The organism is Pseudomonas sp. FSL R10-2189, assembly GCF_009600325.1.
GTDB classification, from domain to species: Bacteria; Pseudomonadota; Gammaproteobacteria; order Pseudomonadales; family Pseudomonadaceae; genus Aquipseudomonas; species Aquipseudomonas helleri.
Genome location: NZ_WIVZ01000044.1, coordinates 25,162 through 39,972 on the forward strand (window position 1 = coordinate 25,162; position 14,811 = coordinate 39,972).

At 58.5% G+C, this 14,811-nt stretch carries 15 protein-coding genes and 1 pseudogene; 6 read left to right on the forward strand and 10 right to left on the reverse strand.

What is annotated here, in order from left to right:
- Positions 1-336: 336 nt before the first annotated feature.
- Positions 337-1,227 (reverse strand): 4-hydroxybenzoate octaprenyltransferase, encoded by an 891-nt coding sequence (gene ubiA, locus GHO32_RS23020; RefSeq protein ID WP_153336700.1) that lies wholly within the window; start codon positions 1,225-1,227, stop codon positions 337-339.
- Entirely contained in the window at positions 1,227-1,790 is a 564-nt protein-coding gene (locus GHO32_RS23025) for a chorismate lyase (protein WP_368668319.1), read from the reverse strand. Before GHO32_RS23025 ends, ubiA begins: the two co-directional genes overlap by 1 nt.
- A gap of 201 nt (positions 1,791-1,991) precedes the next feature.
- On the opposite strand from GHO32_RS23025, the gene GHO32_RS23030 reads away from it, so the two are divergent.
- The 4 genes from GHO32_RS23030 to GHO32_RS23045 all read left to right on the forward strand — a co-directional run bounded on the left by GHO32_RS23030 (position 1,992) and on the right by GHO32_RS23045 (position 4,378).
- The gene (locus GHO32_RS23030) at positions 1,992-2,159 is read left to right on the forward strand and encodes a rubredoxin (protein ID WP_002555879.1); all 168 of its coding nucleotides are present in this window, start codon (positions 1,992-1,994) and stop codon (positions 2,157-2,159) included.
- A gap of 39 nt (positions 2,160-2,198) precedes the next feature.
- On the forward strand, positions 2,199-3,347 hold the full coding sequence (locus GHO32_RS23035) for an NAD(P)/FAD-dependent oxidoreductase (RefSeq protein ID WP_153336699.1): 1,149 nt from the start codon (positions 2,199-2,201) through the stop codon (positions 3,345-3,347).
- 190 nt (positions 3,348-3,537) lie between these two features.
- Positions 3,538-3,813, forward strand: coding sequence for an HU family DNA-binding protein (locus GHO32_RS23040; RefSeq protein ID WP_048372506.1), 276 nt, complete (start codon positions 3,538-3,540; stop codon positions 3,811-3,813).
- A gap of 184 nt (positions 3,814-3,997) precedes the next feature.
- Positions 3,998-4,378 (forward strand): hypothetical protein, encoded by a 381-nt coding sequence (locus GHO32_RS23045; RefSeq protein ID WP_048372505.1) that lies wholly within the window; start codon positions 3,998-4,000, stop codon positions 4,376-4,378.
- Between the two features lie 81 nt (positions 4,379-4,459).
- Here GHO32_RS23045 and GHO32_RS23050 read toward each other — a convergent pair whose 3' ends face one another.
- From GHO32_RS23050 to GHO32_RS23070, 5 genes are all read right to left on the reverse strand, one after another.
- Positions 4,460-5,689: a nucleoside recognition domain-containing protein gene (locus GHO32_RS23050; RefSeq protein ID WP_153336698.1), complete on the reverse strand. Its 1,230-nt coding sequence runs from the start codon at positions 5,687-5,689 to the stop codon at positions 4,460-4,462.
- Positions 5,690-5,979: 290 nt separating this feature from the next.
- Positions 5,980-7,293 (reverse strand): glutamate/aspartate:proton symporter GltP, encoded by a 1,314-nt coding sequence (gene gltP / locus GHO32_RS23055; protein WP_048372502.1) that lies wholly within the window; start codon positions 7,291-7,293, stop codon positions 5,980-5,982.
- 561 nt (positions 7,294-7,854) lie between these two features.
- A complete protein-coding gene (locus GHO32_RS23060; protein WP_153336697.1) occupies positions 7,855-8,319 on the reverse strand; it encodes an inhibitor of vertebrate lysozyme family protein in 465 nt (154 codons plus the stop codon).
- A 2-nt stretch (positions 8,320-8,321) separates the two neighbouring features.
- A complete protein-coding gene (locus GHO32_RS23065; protein WP_019828122.1) occupies positions 8,322-8,486 on the reverse strand; it encodes a DUF1328 domain-containing protein in 165 nt (54 codons plus the stop codon).
- 82 nt (positions 8,487-8,568) lie between these two features.
- Positions 8,569-8,868 carry a hypothetical protein gene (locus GHO32_RS23070; protein WP_153336696.1) on the reverse strand — a complete coding sequence of 100 codons (300 nt, stop codon included), beginning with the start codon at positions 8,866-8,868 and terminating at the stop codon, positions 8,569-8,571.
- 441 nt (positions 8,869-9,309) lie between these two features.
- Between GHO32_RS23070 and algB the strand changes: the two genes are divergently transcribed.
- Both algB and GHO32_RS23080 read left to right on the forward strand, forming a co-directional pair.
- Positions 9,310-10,656 carry a sigma-54-dependent response regulator transcription factor AlgB gene (gene algB / locus GHO32_RS23075; RefSeq protein ID WP_048387127.1) on the forward strand — a complete coding sequence of 449 codons (1,347 nt, stop codon included), beginning with the start codon at positions 9,310-9,312 and terminating at the stop codon, positions 10,654-10,656.
- 10 nt (positions 10,657-10,666) lie between these two features.
- Positions 10,667-12,454 carry a KinB sensor domain-containing domain gene (locus tag GHO32_RS23080; protein ID WP_153336695.1) on the forward strand — a complete coding sequence of 596 codons (1,788 nt, stop codon included), beginning with the start codon at positions 10,667-10,669 and terminating at the stop codon, positions 12,452-12,454.
- Between the two features lie 128 nt (positions 12,455-12,582).
- Here GHO32_RS23080 and GHO32_RS23085 read toward each other — a convergent pair whose 3' ends face one another.
- The 3 genes and pseudogenes from GHO32_RS23085 to GHO32_RS27280 form a co-directional block, all read right to left on the reverse strand.
- Positions 12,583-13,359, reverse strand: coding sequence for an N-acetylmuramoyl-L-alanine amidase (locus GHO32_RS23085; RefSeq protein ID WP_153336694.1), 777 nt, complete (start codon positions 13,357-13,359; stop codon positions 12,583-12,585).
- Between the two features lie 87 nt (positions 13,360-13,446).
- Positions 13,447-14,535 (reverse strand): annotated as a pseudogene (locus tag GHO32_RS23090) (GGDEF domain-containing protein); the annotation flags it as partial.
- 193 nt (positions 14,536-14,728) lie between these two features.
- Positions 14,729-14,811, reverse strand: an 83-nt coding sequence (locus tag GHO32_RS27280) for a hypothetical protein (protein WP_372239835.1), incomplete at its 5' end; no start/stop codon positions are given.

Here is a 14,811-nt window from a genome sequence, read left to right on the forward strand (position 1 = left end):
CCTTGCTCAAGTATCGACGGTTAGTGTTCGAACTTGTTGGTGAGTTATAGCCGAATTGAATAAATAGACATGACGCAATAGCTGTTTCTAAAAATTGATATCTATAAATGTTATTTGAGTGATTTATTTATAATTGCAGGTGCGGTAATTCGCAACGTCTTACTATGTAGTACATTGCCAATTATTTTGTATGAATTAACCTACACATATGCAAAGGGTTGTTATCAAGCCGCATTTGCAGGCCTGCACTGGGTTAACTGTAGGAGCGAGCTTGTCTCGCGATCTTTTAAACGATCAAAAGATCGCGAGCAAGCTCGCTCCTACAGGAGGGTTGGGTTAGTTCAGTGCGTAATTCAGCACGATGCCCACGAAGATCGCCAATCCGGCCCAGTGGTTATGCAGGAACGCCTGGAAGCAGCGCTGGGGTTCGCGGTTGCGGGTGTACCAGAACTCCCACAGGTAGCAGCCCGCAGCCACCAGCAGGCCGAGGTGGAACCAGCCGCCGAGGTCGAATTGCGCGCCGGCCAGCAGCAGGCAGCCCAGCGACAGGCCTTGCAGACCGAGGATGATCACGCGGTCGGCATCGCCAAACAGGATGGCGGTGGATTTAACGCCGATTTTCAGGTCGTCGTCGCGGTCGGTCATGGCGTAGTAGGTGTCGTAGGCCACGGTCCACAGCAGGTTGGCGATGTACAGCAACCACGCCGCCGCTGGCAGGCTGTCGGTCTGGGCGGTGAAGGCCATGGGCATGCCCCACGAGAACGCCGCGCCCAGCACCACTTGCGGGTAGTAGGTGTAGCGCTTCATGAACGGGTAGCTCGCCGCCAGGGCCAGGCCGCCGAATGACAGCCATACGGTGGTGGCGTTGGTGCACAGCACCAGCAGGAAGCTGATACCCATGAGCAGCGCAAAAAACACCAAGGCTTCTTTGCTGCTGATTTTTCCGCTGACCAATGGCCGTTGTTCGGTACGTTTGACGTGGCCATCGACCTTGCGGTCGGCAAAGTCGTTGATCACGCAACCGGCTGAGCGGGTCAGGATCACGCCGAACACAAAAATCAGCAGGATACCCGGCGAAGGCACGCCCTTGGCGGCAATCCACAATGCCCACAGGGTCGGCCACAGCAGCAGGTAAATGCCGATGGGCTTGTCCATGCGGGTCAGTTGGATAAAGTCCCAGGCGCGCGGGTTCAAGCGATTAAGTGATTTGAGCAGGCTCACGTACATCAGTTGTTCTCCGACCGGGCACTCAGGGCGGCCCACAGGTTAGGTAAAAAAACTTCGGCCACCAGCACGCTCAACGGGCCCCGCGAGAAACGCGAGCGTCTCGCCCACAGGCCATCTGCCTGATCAGCCACGGGCAAGCCGCCGCGCGGGTATTGGCACACCTGCATCGGCCCGCGCTCAAAGGCGTTATCGCTAAACAGCAAGCCGCCCAATGAGCGCGCCCCCAGCGCTTCCATGTCGAAGCCACCTACTTGCAGGACGCTTTTAGCGGCGACGCTGCGGGCAAATACCCACGGTTGCTGATGGCCGCGTAAATACACTTCGCGCACCCAGCCCTGGCTGTTTTCAGGCAAATCGAGGGCCGTGCATTCATCGGCACGCAGTGTCTGCCAGCCTTCGAAAAGCGGCAGCACGCTGAAGGAGCCGTCTGAAAGTGAGGTAAGACGTTGAGTCAGGGAGCCTTGATCGAACAACCAGTCGAGGGTCTGTACGTCAGGCGGTGCAGGAAGTTCGCTTTGCTCAAGCCAGACAGGCGAGACCAGCGTAGAAGTTATGTGCGGCACAGTGGGTCATAATTGGCAGCCATTGAGGCCGGCGAGCTTATCACGCTGATCCTTGCTTGAGCGCCAGAGTGCCATCAGGCAGTCGTCGGGCTTGCATCTGTCGGTGTTGATCAGTACAAACGGCCTGAATTTTGCGAGTAACACAACCGATTGATAAGAGTCTGTGCCCTCGCCCACGCCTGAGCGAAAGGAAATACCCCTATGAAAAAGTGGCAATGCATTGTTTGTGGACTGATTTACAACGAAGCCGATGGCTGGCCGGATGACGGTATTGCGCCCGGTACGCTGTGGCAGGACGTCCCTGAAGACTGGCTGTGCCCGGACTGCGGCGTTGGCAAAATGGATTTCGAGATGATCGAAATCGGCTGATCCGCCCTGTTTTTGAATTGATTGACTCTGGATATTGGAATGAGCGCACCTGTTGTGATCGTTGGCACTGGGCTGGCTGGCTATAACCTGGCCCGGGAGTTTCGCAAGCTGGACAGCGAAACACCGCTGCTGTTGATCACGTCCGATGATGGGCGTTCCTACTCCAAGCCGATGCTGTCCACCGGCTTTGGCAAAAACAAAGAAGCCGACGGCTTGAGCATGGCCCTGCCCGGCGCCATGGCCGAGCAGCTCAAGGCGCAGGTGCGCACCCACACCCGCGTCAGCGGGATTGATCCGGGCCACAAGCAACTGTGGATCGGTGAAGAGGCCGTGCCTTACCGCGATCTGATTTTGGCCTGGGGCGCGCAATCGGTGCAGGTGCCGGTCGAAGGCGATGCTCAGGATGCGATCTTCTCGATCAATGACCTGGAAGACTACGCCCGCTTTCGCGCAGCGGCTGCGGGCAAGCGCCGTGTGCTGATTCTGGGTGTGGGCCTGATCGGTTGCGAGTTCGCCAACGACTTGATCGCGGGCGGCTATGAGGTCGACCTGGTAGCGCCGTGCGAACAAGTGATGCCGACGCTGCTGCACCCTGCGGCTGCGGCCGCCGTGCAATCGGGCCTGGAAAGCCTGGGCGCACGCTTTCATCTCGGGCCGGTGCTCACGCGTTTGCAGCGCACCGAGGATGGCCTTGAGGCGCACTTGTCGGACGCCAGCGTGATCGCCTGTGATGTGGTGGTGTCAGCCATTGGTTTGCGCCCACGCACCGATCTGGCGGCCGCTGCTGGCCTGCGGATCAACCGCGGTATCGAAGTGGACCGCCATCTTAGAACCTCCCACGCGAACATCTACGCGCTGGGCGACTGCGCGCAGGTCGACGGTTTGAGCCTGCTCTACGTGATGCCGCTGATGAGCTGCGCACGGGCGCTGGCGCAGACCCTGGCGGGCAACTCGACAGCGGTCAGCTACGGGGCCATGCCGATTACAGTCAAAACCCCGGTGTGCCCGTTGGTGGTGTCACCTGTGCCGCTTGGTTGCGAAGGTGTGTGGACGGTGGAAGGTCAGGGTGCCGACATCAAAGCGCTGTGCCGCGATGCAGACGGCAAGCTGCTCGGTTATGCCCTCACTGGCGAGGCAGTTCGCGAGAAACTGGCGCTGAACAAAGAGTTGCCTGCGCTGTTGGCGTAAACGCTCTACCTTTTGTCGTAAATGTCATTGCCTTGCCTCAACAAAGCGCCTGCTGAGGGTGGCGCGTGTCTTGGTCGCGTGCCATTCTCACACCGGTCTGCCGCAGAGTAGAGCCTGCGGCGCCTTGGATGCTGCTCCATAGAAGAGCAGCACGGACATAACAACAAAAAACCGTCAAAGAGGCTTCATCATGCGTAAACCAGAACTCGCCGCCGCTATCGCTGAAAAGGCTGACCTCACTAAAGAGCAAGCCAGCCGCGTACTCAATGCAGTGCTCGAAGAAATCACCAACGCCCTGCACCGCAAAGACAGCGTCACGCTGGTCGGTTTCGGTACGTTTATCCAGCGCCATCGCGGTGCACGGACCGGGCAGAACCCGCAGACCGGTCAGCCAGTGACCATCAAAGCCAGCAACACCGTGGCCTTCAAGCCTGGCAAATTCCTTAAAGACAGCGTCAACCCTTAAGCGGGGCTGGTTTTTAGAGGAACGGGCAAGCTGGCTTGCCCGTTCTTGAGAGTAAATTGGCCGATCATGCGGCAATAAGTGGCAAAAACACGTCTATCAGCGCCTATTTCTTTGGATATGTGGCGTTCTTCGCTTAAATCGTTAAACTGCGCCGGCTCTTTATTTATTCCCCGAGGCCGCGTACATGAAATTTCGTTTTCTGCTCTGGATGCTGGGCTTTCTGATGGGCAAAGCCAGCCGTAAAAACCCTGCTTTTCAACAGCAATTGGTTGATAAAGACATGGTGTTCCAGCTGCAAACCCTCGATGGCAAAGTCGCCCGTCACTTCAAAGTCAAAAACCAGCGTATTACCAGCCACTCGGGCTTATACCCGGACCCGGTGTTTGCCATCGCCTTTAAAGATGCCGCTTACGGCTTTGCCACGATGCAGGCCAAAAACAAGCAACTGGCGTTTATGACCGGGATCCAGGACAAGTCGATTCAGATTAAGGGTAATCCGGCGCAGGTCATCTGGTTTCAGGGCCTGACCAAATACCTCAAGCCGCGTAAAAAGCCGAAGGCTTGAACCTCAATCCGTAGGAGCGAGCTTGCCTCGCGATCTTCTTTAAGATCAAAAGATCGCGAGGCAAGCTCGCTCCTACGCGGTTTAGCCGAAGAACCAGTAGCACACCGCAATCGCCGCCACCACGCCTGAGAACTCTGCCAGCAAGGCGCAGCTCACGGCGTGGCGGGCGCGCTGGATGCCGACCGCACCGAAGTACACCGCCAGCACATAGAAGGTGGTTTCCGTGCTGCCCTGTACGGTCGCGGCCACCAGGGCCGGGAAGCTGTCGACGCCTTTGGTCTGCATGGTTTCAATCAGCAACGCCCGCGCCGCGCTGCCTGAAAACGGTTTGACCATCGCCGTGGGCAGCGCATCAACAAAGCGCGTGTCCCAGCCCAGCCATTCGACCAGATGGCGAATGCCGTCCAGGCCAAAGTCCAGCGCGCCCGAGGCCCGTAATACGCCCACTGCACAGAGCATCGCCACCAGGTAAGGCAGCAGGTTCTTGGCCACGTCGAAGCCTTCTTTGGCGCCTTCGACGAACGCCTCGTAGACCTTGACCTTGCGCAGCGCGCCGATCACCAGAAACAGCATGATCAGCCCGAATAGCGTCAAGTTGCCAAGGATCGAGGACAAGCTCGCCAGCGCCGCTGCCGACAGGCTCGCCAGCAGCGCCATAAAGCCCGCCAGAATCAGCGCGCCGGGTATCAGGTAAGCCAGCACCACCGGGTCCCACAGGCGCAGGCGCTGCACGATAGCCACCGAGAAAAGGCCCACCAGGGTCGAGGCGCTGGTGGCCAGCAGGATCGGCAGGAACACCAGCGTGGGGTCTGGCGCGCCTTGCTGGGCACGGTACATAAAGATCGTGACGGGCAGCAGGGTCAGCGACGAGGCGTTGAGCACCAAGAAGAGGATTTGCGCATTGCTGGCGCTGGTCGGGCTGGGGTTCAGCTCTTGCAGCGCGCGCATGGCCTTGAGGCCGATCGGCGTGGCGGCATTGTCCAGGCCCAGGCCGTTGGCAGCGAAGTTCAGGGTGATAAAGCCCAGGGCCGGGTGGCCGGGCGGGACTTCCGGCATCAGGCGCTTGAACAGCGGCCCCAGCGCCCTGCCCAGCCAGTCGACGATGCCGGCCTTTTCGGCAATCCGCAGAAACCCCAGCCACAGCGTCAGCGTGCCAAACAGCAGCACCATCACCTCAACCGACAGCTTGGCCATGGCAAAGATGCTTTCAACGATGGCCGCAAAGACCCCGGCATTTCCCCCGACCAGCCATTGGGCAAACGCCGACACCGTGGCGACAAGGAAAAAGCTGAGCCATAGGCCGTTAAGCATCGGGAAACTCCTAATAAGTGCGGCAGATAATACCGGCCAGACCTCAGAAACGACAAACGTCGGGAGGTTGGCACAATGGCGTTCAACGCAGAACTCGCAAAACGTGTAGTCGCTGACAAAGAACGAAGGCTGCGATGCGGGCCGCAGGACCGCCGTTTGGGGTCGCTGCGCAACCCATTGCAGCCTTCGTTCCTGGGCAGCGGCTACAGGAGAGGAAAAGTCGTGAAGCCTAAAACAACAAACCCCGGACAAGTCCGGGGTTTGGGGAGTGAAGCGCCAGGCGAAGGTGATTAACCTTTGGCGGCTTCCTTGCTGCGCCAGTGCGGCAGCGAGTTCCAGTAGCGCTCGCCTTTGGCGGCGTCGTACATGCCTTCCCAGCGCGAGATGACCAGTACGGCCAAGGCGTTACCGATAACGTTGAGGGCGGTACGCGCCATGTCCATCACACGGTCTACACCGGCGATGAAGGCCAGGCCTTCCAGCGGGATGCCCACGCTGCCCAAGGTGGCCAGCAGTACCACGAAGGACACGCCCGGTACGCCGGCGATGCCTTTGGAGGTGACCATCAGGGTCAGCACCAGCAGCAGTTGCTGGCTGATCGACAGGTCGATGCCGTACAGCTGGGCAATAAAGATGGCCGCGATGCTTTGGTACAGGGTTGAACCGTCAAGGTTGAACGAGTAGCCGGTCGGTACCACGAAGCTGCAAATCGCTTTCGGGCAACCGTAGGCTTCCATCTTCTCGATCACGCGTGGCAACACGGTTTCGGAGCTGGCGGTGGAGTAAGCCAGAACCAGCTCATCTTTGAAGATGCGCATCAGCTTGATCACCGAGAAGCCGAACAGCTTGGCGATCAGGCCCAGTACCGCGAAGGCGAAGAAGAGGATGGCCGCGTACACCAGCACCACCAGCTTGGCCAATGGCACCAACGAGGCGAAGCCGAAGTTGGCGACGGTCACGGCGATCAGCGCAAACACACCGATTGGCGCGTAGTTCATGATCATGTGAGTGACTTTGAACATCGACTCGGACACGCCCTGGAAGGTTTTCACCAGCGGGTCGCGCAGCTCGGCGTTCAGGCTCGACAAGCCCAGACCGAACAGTACCGAGAAGAAGATGATCGGCAGCATCTCACCGCGAGCCATGGCTGCGAAGATGTTGGACGGGATCAGGTTGAGAATGGTCTCGATGAACGCGTGTTCATGCTGCACCTCAGCGGCAGTGGCCTGATATTTGGAAATATCCACCGTGCCCAGCGTGCTCATGTCGATCCCGGCACCCGGGTGGAACACGTTGGCCAGCACCAGGCCGACCAGGATCGCGATGGTGGTGACCACTTCGAAGTAAATAATTGTTTTTAGACCGATGCGACCGAGTTTCTTCGCATCCCCCACGCCTGCAATCCCGACAACCAGTGAAGAAATCACGATTGGGATTACGATCATCTTGATCAGACGGATAAAGATATCGCCTGCAGGTTGCAGGACGTTACTGATCCACCAGGCCTTTTCAGCACTGAAATGGTTGAGCAGTGCGCCGATTGCAATCCCGAGGACCAGACCGATTAGGATCTGCCAGGCGAGGCTAAGTTTTGCCTTCTTCATGTCATTACCCTTACTTCAAGTGGACTCGGGTACAGGCTCGGACTAGAGCGCTCAAGAGCGCAAAAAAGTCCAACCTGTACCCCCGTAGAAGGTCGCCCAAATCGAGCCGGACTGGCTCTTTGGCAGGCGAAAAAAGGCGCAACTATTCCCATGCACGGCGTTACCGTCTAATGCCGTAAACGCCTACCCTATGCCGAATCGGCATGGGTTTTGTCCGACAAGACCTCAAAAATCAGGAGGGTTGCACTGACAGAATAGATGACATAACCGCCGTAAACCGGCTGTTTCAAGGCCTTTTTGGCATTAAAGAAGGCTCACAGACAGCGCTAGCATTTCGGAAATATCCCACAACACAAATCGAAAAATGAGGAGCCATCAATTTGCCAATAGTCGATATACGGTCGACGTTTCAAAGGGTAGTTCAAGCCACATCTTTTTCAGAAAAAATGAACTGGGATAAGCAATTACCGACGAAAGGCAGTGTCTGGCAGACGCAAAAAAACCAAGGAAAAACCTTGGTTTTTGGCACTCGAAAAACAGTGGTGTCGCCCTCCCCGGCATCTAATACCAGTTAGGGTCTTTCTTTAACTGCTCTTTAAGCAGCGCCTGGATCTCAGGATCAGGCTTGCCCAAGTATCGGAAATCGGCATGACGTGCAGGCGATTTGTCAGTAGGCAACCCCGCCGGTACTTCAACCAGCAGCGCGTAGGCGTGCTTTTTGTCGAAGCTCACCGCCACTATCAAGCGCTGGGTGGAACACGATTGCTCGTTTTCGCACAAAGGGCCGACTAAATACGGGTCACCGTCTTGCGTCACCGCGTTCATTTGCTCGGCACTGCCAGAGAGGTTCATGACCCACTCAGGCAAGCGCTCCTCTTTTTTAACCACTTTTTGCCACGCTTGACGGTAGTCCGGGTCGCTCAACAATTGGTTGGCGCGGGACTGGCCGTCATTGGCGGCAAGGGTCATGGCGCTGCTGCCCATCAACAGGGCAGCCGCCATTGCCTTAAGGGATCGAGCGTACATCGTCAGCCTCGACCACGACGACCAAAGATGAAGGACACAACGAACATCACCAGGAATACGACAAAGAGGATCTTGGCGATACCGGTAGCCGTGCCCGCGATGCCACCGAAGCCCAAAACTGCTGCGATGATGGCGATAATCAGGAAGGTAATTGCCCAGCTCAACATGGTGAATCTCCTTATTTCTGTGCGAAAGGGTGATGCTGTTTTGCAACTCAAGGCCCGGTCAGGGTCTTAAGCGTGTGAACACTTAGAACACCCAACGTTCCGGAACGGGTTGGGCGTTGGCGGTTTGCGTGTCTTCAGAAGCTGCCAGGTCATAGCGGCCCATCGGGGTGCTAGAGCCCAGCGCCGTGGAGCGAATGGCGCTGAAGTGGGTCTGTTGAGCAGCGATGGCGTGGGCGGGCATCGATTGCGCTGGGGCGGGCTGCTGCCAATGTGCCCATTGCTGGCCGCCGATGAGCGTCATGACCAGCGCCAGGCTGGTGAATAGGCCCTGCTGCAGGTGCTGTGAAGAAATACCCAGACTGGCGAAACCTTGACGATTCATGCTCAAACTCCTGCCACTCGCTGTTGTTATGGGGTGTCGTCGCTGCGTTTGTGGATCAGTGACGACTATGCGAGAGATATTGCAGGCTGCATGCCAGTTTTTTTGAAAGTAATAATCCTATATAAATCAGTTATTTACAGATTTTTGAAGAGGATCGGCGCGAGCAACCTGCACGATGAGCCCTGATGGCACCGTGCGTTCTGCACGATCAGCGCCAGCGCGCTACAGTGCTGCCCGCTGAATGCGGTTCCAGCAGACCACCGGAGAATTTATCGGCCTCAACAATGCCGCAATCAGCAGCGCTAAAATCTTTAAAATCAGAGCGTTACAGGAGGTGTCCAGCGCCCTTCCCTGTTAGCCTCTGAATCATTCCTGAAAAATCATGCAACTTGCCCGATTATTCCGACACTAACCAAGATCACTCATAAAGGAACGCCGGATATGGAATCATCCAAAGAGCAACAGGGCCGCATTCTGCTGGTCGATGATGAGTCCGCTATCTTGCGCACGTTCCGCTATTGCCTTGAAGACGAGGGTTACACCGTCGCCACGGCCAATAGCGCGGCCCAAGCCGACGCCCTGCTGCAACGTCAGGTGTTTGACCTGTGCTTTCTGGACCTGCGCCTGGGCGAGGACAATGGCCTGGATGTGCTGGCCCAGATGCGTATTCAAGCGCCGTGGATGCGGGTTGTCATCGTGACCGCGCATTCCGCTGTCGATACTGCCGTGGATGCGATTCAGGCCGGTGCGGCTGACTATCTGGTCAAGCCGTGCAGCCCTGACCAACTGCGCCTGGCCACCGCCAAGCAACTGGAAGTACGCCAACTGTCTGCCCGCCTCGAAGCGCTCGAAGGTGAAGTGCGCAAGCCCAAAGACGGGCTCGACTCGCACAGCCCGGCCATGATGGCCGTGCTGGAAACGGCCCGGCAGGTTGCCGGCACCGACGCCAACATCCTTATTCTCGGCGAGTCCGGCACGGGTAAAGGTGAGTTGTCGCAAGCGATTCATGGCTGGAGCAAGCGCGCCAAAAAGTCCTGTGTGACCATTAACTGCCCGTCGCTGACGGCAGAATTGATGGAAAGCGAGTTGTTCGGCCACACCCGTGGCGCCTTTACCGGGGCCAGTGAAAGCACCTTGGGCCGGGTCAGCCAGGCGGATGGCGGCACGTTGTTCCTGGACGAAATCGGTGACTTCCCGCTGACCTTGCAGCCTAAATTGCTGCGTTTTATTCAGGACAAGGTCTACGAGCGTGTCGGTGACCCTGTAACGCGCCGCGCCGATGTGCGCATCCTCGCCGCGACCAACCTCAACCTTGAAGACATGGTGCGTGACGGGCGCTTCCGTGAAGACTTGCTCTACCGCCTGAACGTCATCACCTTGCACTTGCCGCCCCTGCGCGAGCGCAGTGAAGACATCCTGACCCTGGCGGACCGTTTTTTGGCCCGCTTTGTTAAAGAATACGCCCGCCCTGCCCGCGGCTTCAGCCCGGAGGCACGTCAGGCGCTGTCTAATTACCGCTGGCCGGGTAATATTCGCGAACTGCGTAACGTGGTGGAACGGGCCAGCATTATTTGCCCGCAAGAAGTGGTCGAAGTCAGCCACTTGGGCATGGCCGAACAAACCGCGCCAAATACGCCGCGTATTGGCGCAGCCTTGAGTCTCGATCAGTTAGAAAAAGCGCACATCGGTGCGGTGCTGGCGACCAGTGACACCCTGGACCAAGCGGCAAAAACCCTGGGGATTGACGCCTCGACACTCTATCGCAAGCGCAAGCAATACAACCTGTGAGCCATATCTGATGAAACTTGCGATCAAGCTGCGGACCCGGTTGTTCCTGAGCATTTCGGCATTGATAACGGTGGCGCTGCTTGGCTTGTTGCTGGGCGTGGTCAGCGTGATGCAAATGGCCAAATCTCAGGAAGCGCTGATCCGCAACAACTTCATCACCCTTGATCTGGGCCTCAAGCTGCGTCAGACCCTGGGTGACCAGTTGATCTTGATGCTGCGCAATCATCCCGATCCCAAGGCGCTGGAAACGTCGGCGAACCAGTATCTGGCCCTGCTCGATGAAGGGATGGAGCATGAGCGCGAACACAAACTGGACAATGGTTTTGCTCAGGCCCGCGAGGACTACGAGCTTTTTCTGGAAGCCTTTAAAGAAGCCCATGCCAATGCGCTGGACATCGGCAGTGACCAGGAACTCTCGGACCGCTTCAACTCGTTGCGCAATGGTCTGATCGAAGAGCACCGCAAGGCGCTCGATAACATCTACACCGCGCAATCGGCTGCCCGTGATCGCGCCATCATCATTGCCGCCTTGCTGGGGCTGGTCGGGCTGGCGGTGCTGATAATCGGCTTTGTGACCGCCCATGGCATTGCCCGCCGCTTTGGCGCGCCCATCGAAGCATTGGCCAAGGCTGCCGACAACATCGGCAAAGGCAATTTTGACCTGGTGCTGCCGCTGTCCTCGGCGGCAGAGATGAACCTGCTGACCCGGCGTTTCGGGACCATGGCCGAGGCGCTGCGCCAGCATCAGGCAACCAATGTCGATGAGCTGCTGGCAGGACAGCAACGGCTACAGGCGGTGCTCGACAGCATTGATGACGGCCTGCTGATGATTGACCAGCAAGGCCGCCTTGAGCATTTGAACCCGGTGGCCCAGCGCCAGTTAGGGTGGGACAAGGCGCGCCTGGGCCAGCCGTTGGGCGAGGCATTGGGCCGCCCGGAACTCGACCAGCAACTGTTGACGGTCTTGCGCGGCGGCAGCCTCGAGCGCGCGCCTGAAGACTTGAGCGTCGACATCGAAGGCGAAACCCGCCTGCTGACCTACAGCCTGACGCCGGTCAGCCAGCCCAAGGGGCCGATCCTTGGGGCGGTGATGGTGCTGCACGATGTGACCGAACAACGGGCCTTTGAGCGCGTGCGCAGTGAGTTCGTGCTGCGCGCCTCTCATGAGCTGCGCACCCCGGTCACGGGCATGCACATGGCGTTTGGCTTGTTTCTGGAGCGCGCACGCTTTGACCCGCAGTCCCGTGAAACCGACTTGCTGAACACGGTGAACGAAGAGATGCAGCGGCTGATGCAGTTGATCAACGACCTGCTGAATTTCTCGCGCTACCAGAACGGCCTGCAAAAGCTCACGTTGGCCCCGTGCAACCTTGAGCAGATGCTTAATGAGGCCCGTGCACGGTTTGCCGATCGGGCGACGGCCAAGAACATAGAGTTACTGATTGATCTACAGCCGAACCTGCCAGTGCTGAATGCCGATCAGGCGCAGCTGGAGCGCGTGCTGGATAACCTGCTGGACAACGCCTTGCGCCATACCGCCAGTGGCGGGCAGATTCGCCTGCAAGCGCGGCGGCATGGGGAGCGGGTCATCATCAGCATTGAAGACAGTGGCGAGGGCATTGCCTACGGCCAGCAAGGCCGTATCTTCGAACCCTTCGTACAAGTGGGCCGGAAAAAGGGCGGCGCGGGTTTGGGCCTGGCCTTGTGCAAAGAGATTGTGCAACTGCACGGCGGGCGCATTGGCGTGTACTCACGGCCGGGGCAAGGCACGCAGTTCTACATGGCGCTGCCGCTTTAAAGAGCTTGTAGTCGCTGCCGAAGGCTGCGAAGGGTTGCGAAGCAACCCGTTTATCAAAAACGCCGCAGAACCTTCGCCCCTTCGCAGCCTTCGGCAGCGACTACAGGATCTGCGCAGTCCGAACAGCTCTACCGCTGCGTATTCAGCACGTTCAATATCGCCGCGCTTTCTGCATCAGGCGTGCCGTCAAAACGTGAAGGCCGGAAATGCATCTGGAACGCCGCCAACACGTGGCGCGTGGCAACGTCCAGTTCGCCGGTTTGCGGCGTCTCGTAACCTAACAACGCTAATTGCTGCTGGAACCAAGTGATGCTGGGCATCGCGTTGGCATAGCGGGCCTGCTCGCGGGCCACGGCCTGGGCGTTTGGCCAGATCCCGAAACCGGCCTCAGCCAGGCGCTTCCAGGGGAACATCGGGCCCGGATCGAGCTTGCGCAATGGCGCAATGTCGCTGTGGCCGATGATGTTGTGCGGGTCGATCTTGTAGCGCGTCGAGATGTCTTTGAGCAGCGCGATCACCGACTGGATCTGACCTTCGGTGTAGGGGTACCAGACGCGGCCGGTCGGGGTGTCGTGGTAGCCCGGGTTGACGATTTCGATGCCAATCGAACTTGAGTTGAGCCAGGTGCGGCCTCGCCATTGGCTTTCACCGGCGTGCCAGGAGCGTTGGCTCTCATCGACCAGCTTGTAGATGGTCGGGGGCGTATCGCCAATCAGGTAGTGGCTGCTCACCGGCCCGCTGGTCAGCAACTGCAATGAGCGCTCAAGCGAGGTGGAGGTGTAGTGAAGCACGATGAACTGCACGCGGCTGTCGTGGTTGGCCGAGGGGTGGCTGGTGTCCATGCGCGGGCCGCTGGCGCAACCGGCCAGCAGAATAAAAGAGACGATCAACGATAAAAATTTCATGGCAAAAAAGGTATCTGAGCAATTAATTGGCCAGCATACATGACTGGTCCCGGAACGTATCTGAACGCTGTCTGCGCAGGCAGGGCGTCAAGCTGAAGCCTGGCTGAACTCTATAGCGTTGCGGCCCTTGTGCTTGGCCCGGTACAAGGCCTCGTCAGCGCGTTTAAGCACCTGTTCGCTGCGCTCGCCCAAGGCGAAGGGGGCCACGCCAATAGACGCCGTGAGCGTGACCGGCTCGCCCTTGAAGTGGAACGGGCAGGCCTCAATGGCTGCGCGCAGCGTTTCGAGCAACTGCAGGCCTGCGGGCAGCGCTGTGTTAGGGATGAGCAGGACGAATTCTTCGCCGCCAAAGCGCGCCACGAAATCGCCGGGGCGCAGGTGTTTGGTCAATTGTGCGGCGATGATCTTGAGCACTTTGTCGCCGGCCAGATGACCATAGCCATCGTTGATGCGCTTGAAGTGGTCAAGGTCGAGCATGGCGATCAGCAGTGGGGTGCCGTGGGCTTGCCATTGCGCGACTTCATGGGCCAGCCGTTCGCTCCAGGCCGCCCGGTTTGGCAGCCCGGTCAGCGGGTCAATCAAGGCTTTGAGGCGTTGCTCTTCAAGGTGTTCACGGTAACCCTGAGCTTGCTGCTCCATGAAGGCCACGCGTTCGGACAGGCCTTGCAGGTGGGCGCACAGCTCTTGTTCACGGGCATCCCGTTGCTCTCGGTGGTGGTCCATCGTGCCCAGCAAGCCTTCGAGACGATTTTCGAGGAGGTGCTTGAGGCTGTTCAGGTCGACGGCGTCTTGCACGCTGCTTTGCAGGCTGTCGACGTGCTCGCGGATCTGATTGTCCAGTTGCTCAGCCTCGGAGCGCCCCAAGGCGTGCCCGGCACTGGCCGTTTGCAGGTTGCTTTGAAACGACTTCAGGCGCTCATTGAGCTGCTTGAGGTAGGTTTCAAATTCATGCTGGCCGCTGTCAGTGATAGCCAGCATCAAAACCGCCAGATCATCGAGAATCGGCAGTAATTCGTACCAGTTAAGCCCTTTTTCGAGGCGCTTGCGCATGACCTCGGCCTGGGGCCGATGGTGCTCAGGCAGCGACAGGTCGGCCAACAAGCCGAGCAGGGTGGATTCAATATGCTCCGCCACTGAGCTGTAGGTGGGCTCGGGGCTTTCGGGCAGGGCAAAGGTTGAGTCGGCTGCGGGTTCGGCAGGTGGTGCAGGCTGTAACGCTGGCGCCTGCGGCTCAAGGGTTTCGGCAGGTTCTGGCGCCTTAAGGTCTTCTTCGAGGCGCGCGTTTTCGGCGTCGACGAGCGCTACAACCGACTCAAGGGCGCCGATGACGACCGCTTCATCGACGGCTTCAGGCTCCGAAACTGGAGGCTCAGAAGGCGGCGCCTTCAGTGACCACCGAGCCATGCAGATCATGGGCGTGGTCGTGATGGTGGTGATAAATCGCCAGGCTTT

Coding starts and splice junctions, on each gene's coding strand:
- ubiA (WP_153336700.1), bottom strand. CDS start 1,227: ATGTACGTGAGCCTGCTCAAATCACTTAATCGCTTGAACCCGCGCGCC.
- GHO32_RS23030 (WP_002555879.1), top strand. CDS start 1,992: ATGAAAAAGTGGCAATGCATTGTTTGTGGACTGATTTACAACGAAGCC.
- GHO32_RS23035 (WP_153336699.1), top strand. CDS start 2,199: ATGAGCGCACCTGTTGTGATCGTTGGCACTGGGCTGGCTGGCTATAAC.
- GHO32_RS23040 (WP_048372506.1), top strand. CDS start 3,538: ATGCGTAAACCAGAACTCGCCGCCGCTATCGCTGAAAAGGCTGACCTC.
- GHO32_RS23045 (WP_048372505.1), top strand. CDS start 3,998: ATGAAATTTCGTTTTCTGCTCTGGATGCTGGGCTTTCTGATGGGCAAA.
- GHO32_RS23050 (WP_153336698.1), bottom strand. CDS start 5,689: ATGCTTAACGGCCTATGGCTCAGCTTTTTCCTTGTCGCCACGGTGTCG.
- gltP (WP_048372502.1), bottom strand. CDS start 7,293: ATGAAGAAGGCAAAACTTAGCCTCGCCTGGCAGATCCTAATCGGTCTG.
- GHO32_RS23060 (WP_153336697.1), bottom strand. CDS start 8,319: ATGTACGCTCGATCCCTTAAGGCAATGGCGGCTGCCCTGTTGATGGGC.
- GHO32_RS23065 (WP_019828122.1), bottom strand. CDS start 8,486: ATGTTGAGCTGGGCAATTACCTTCCTGATTATCGCCATCATCGCAGCA.
- GHO32_RS23070 (WP_153336696.1), bottom strand. CDS start 8,868: ATGAATCGTCAAGGTTTCGCCAGTCTGGGTATTTCTTCACAGCACCTG.
- algB (WP_048387127.1), top strand. CDS start 9,310: ATGGAATCATCCAAAGAGCAACAGGGCCGCATTCTGCTGGTCGATGAT.
- GHO32_RS23080 (WP_153336695.1), top strand. CDS start 10,667: ATGAAACTTGCGATCAAGCTGCGGACCCGGTTGTTCCTGAGCATTTCG.
- GHO32_RS23085 (WP_153336694.1), bottom strand. CDS start 13,359: ATGAAATTTTTATCGTTGATCGTCTCTTTTATTCTGCTGGCCGGTTGC.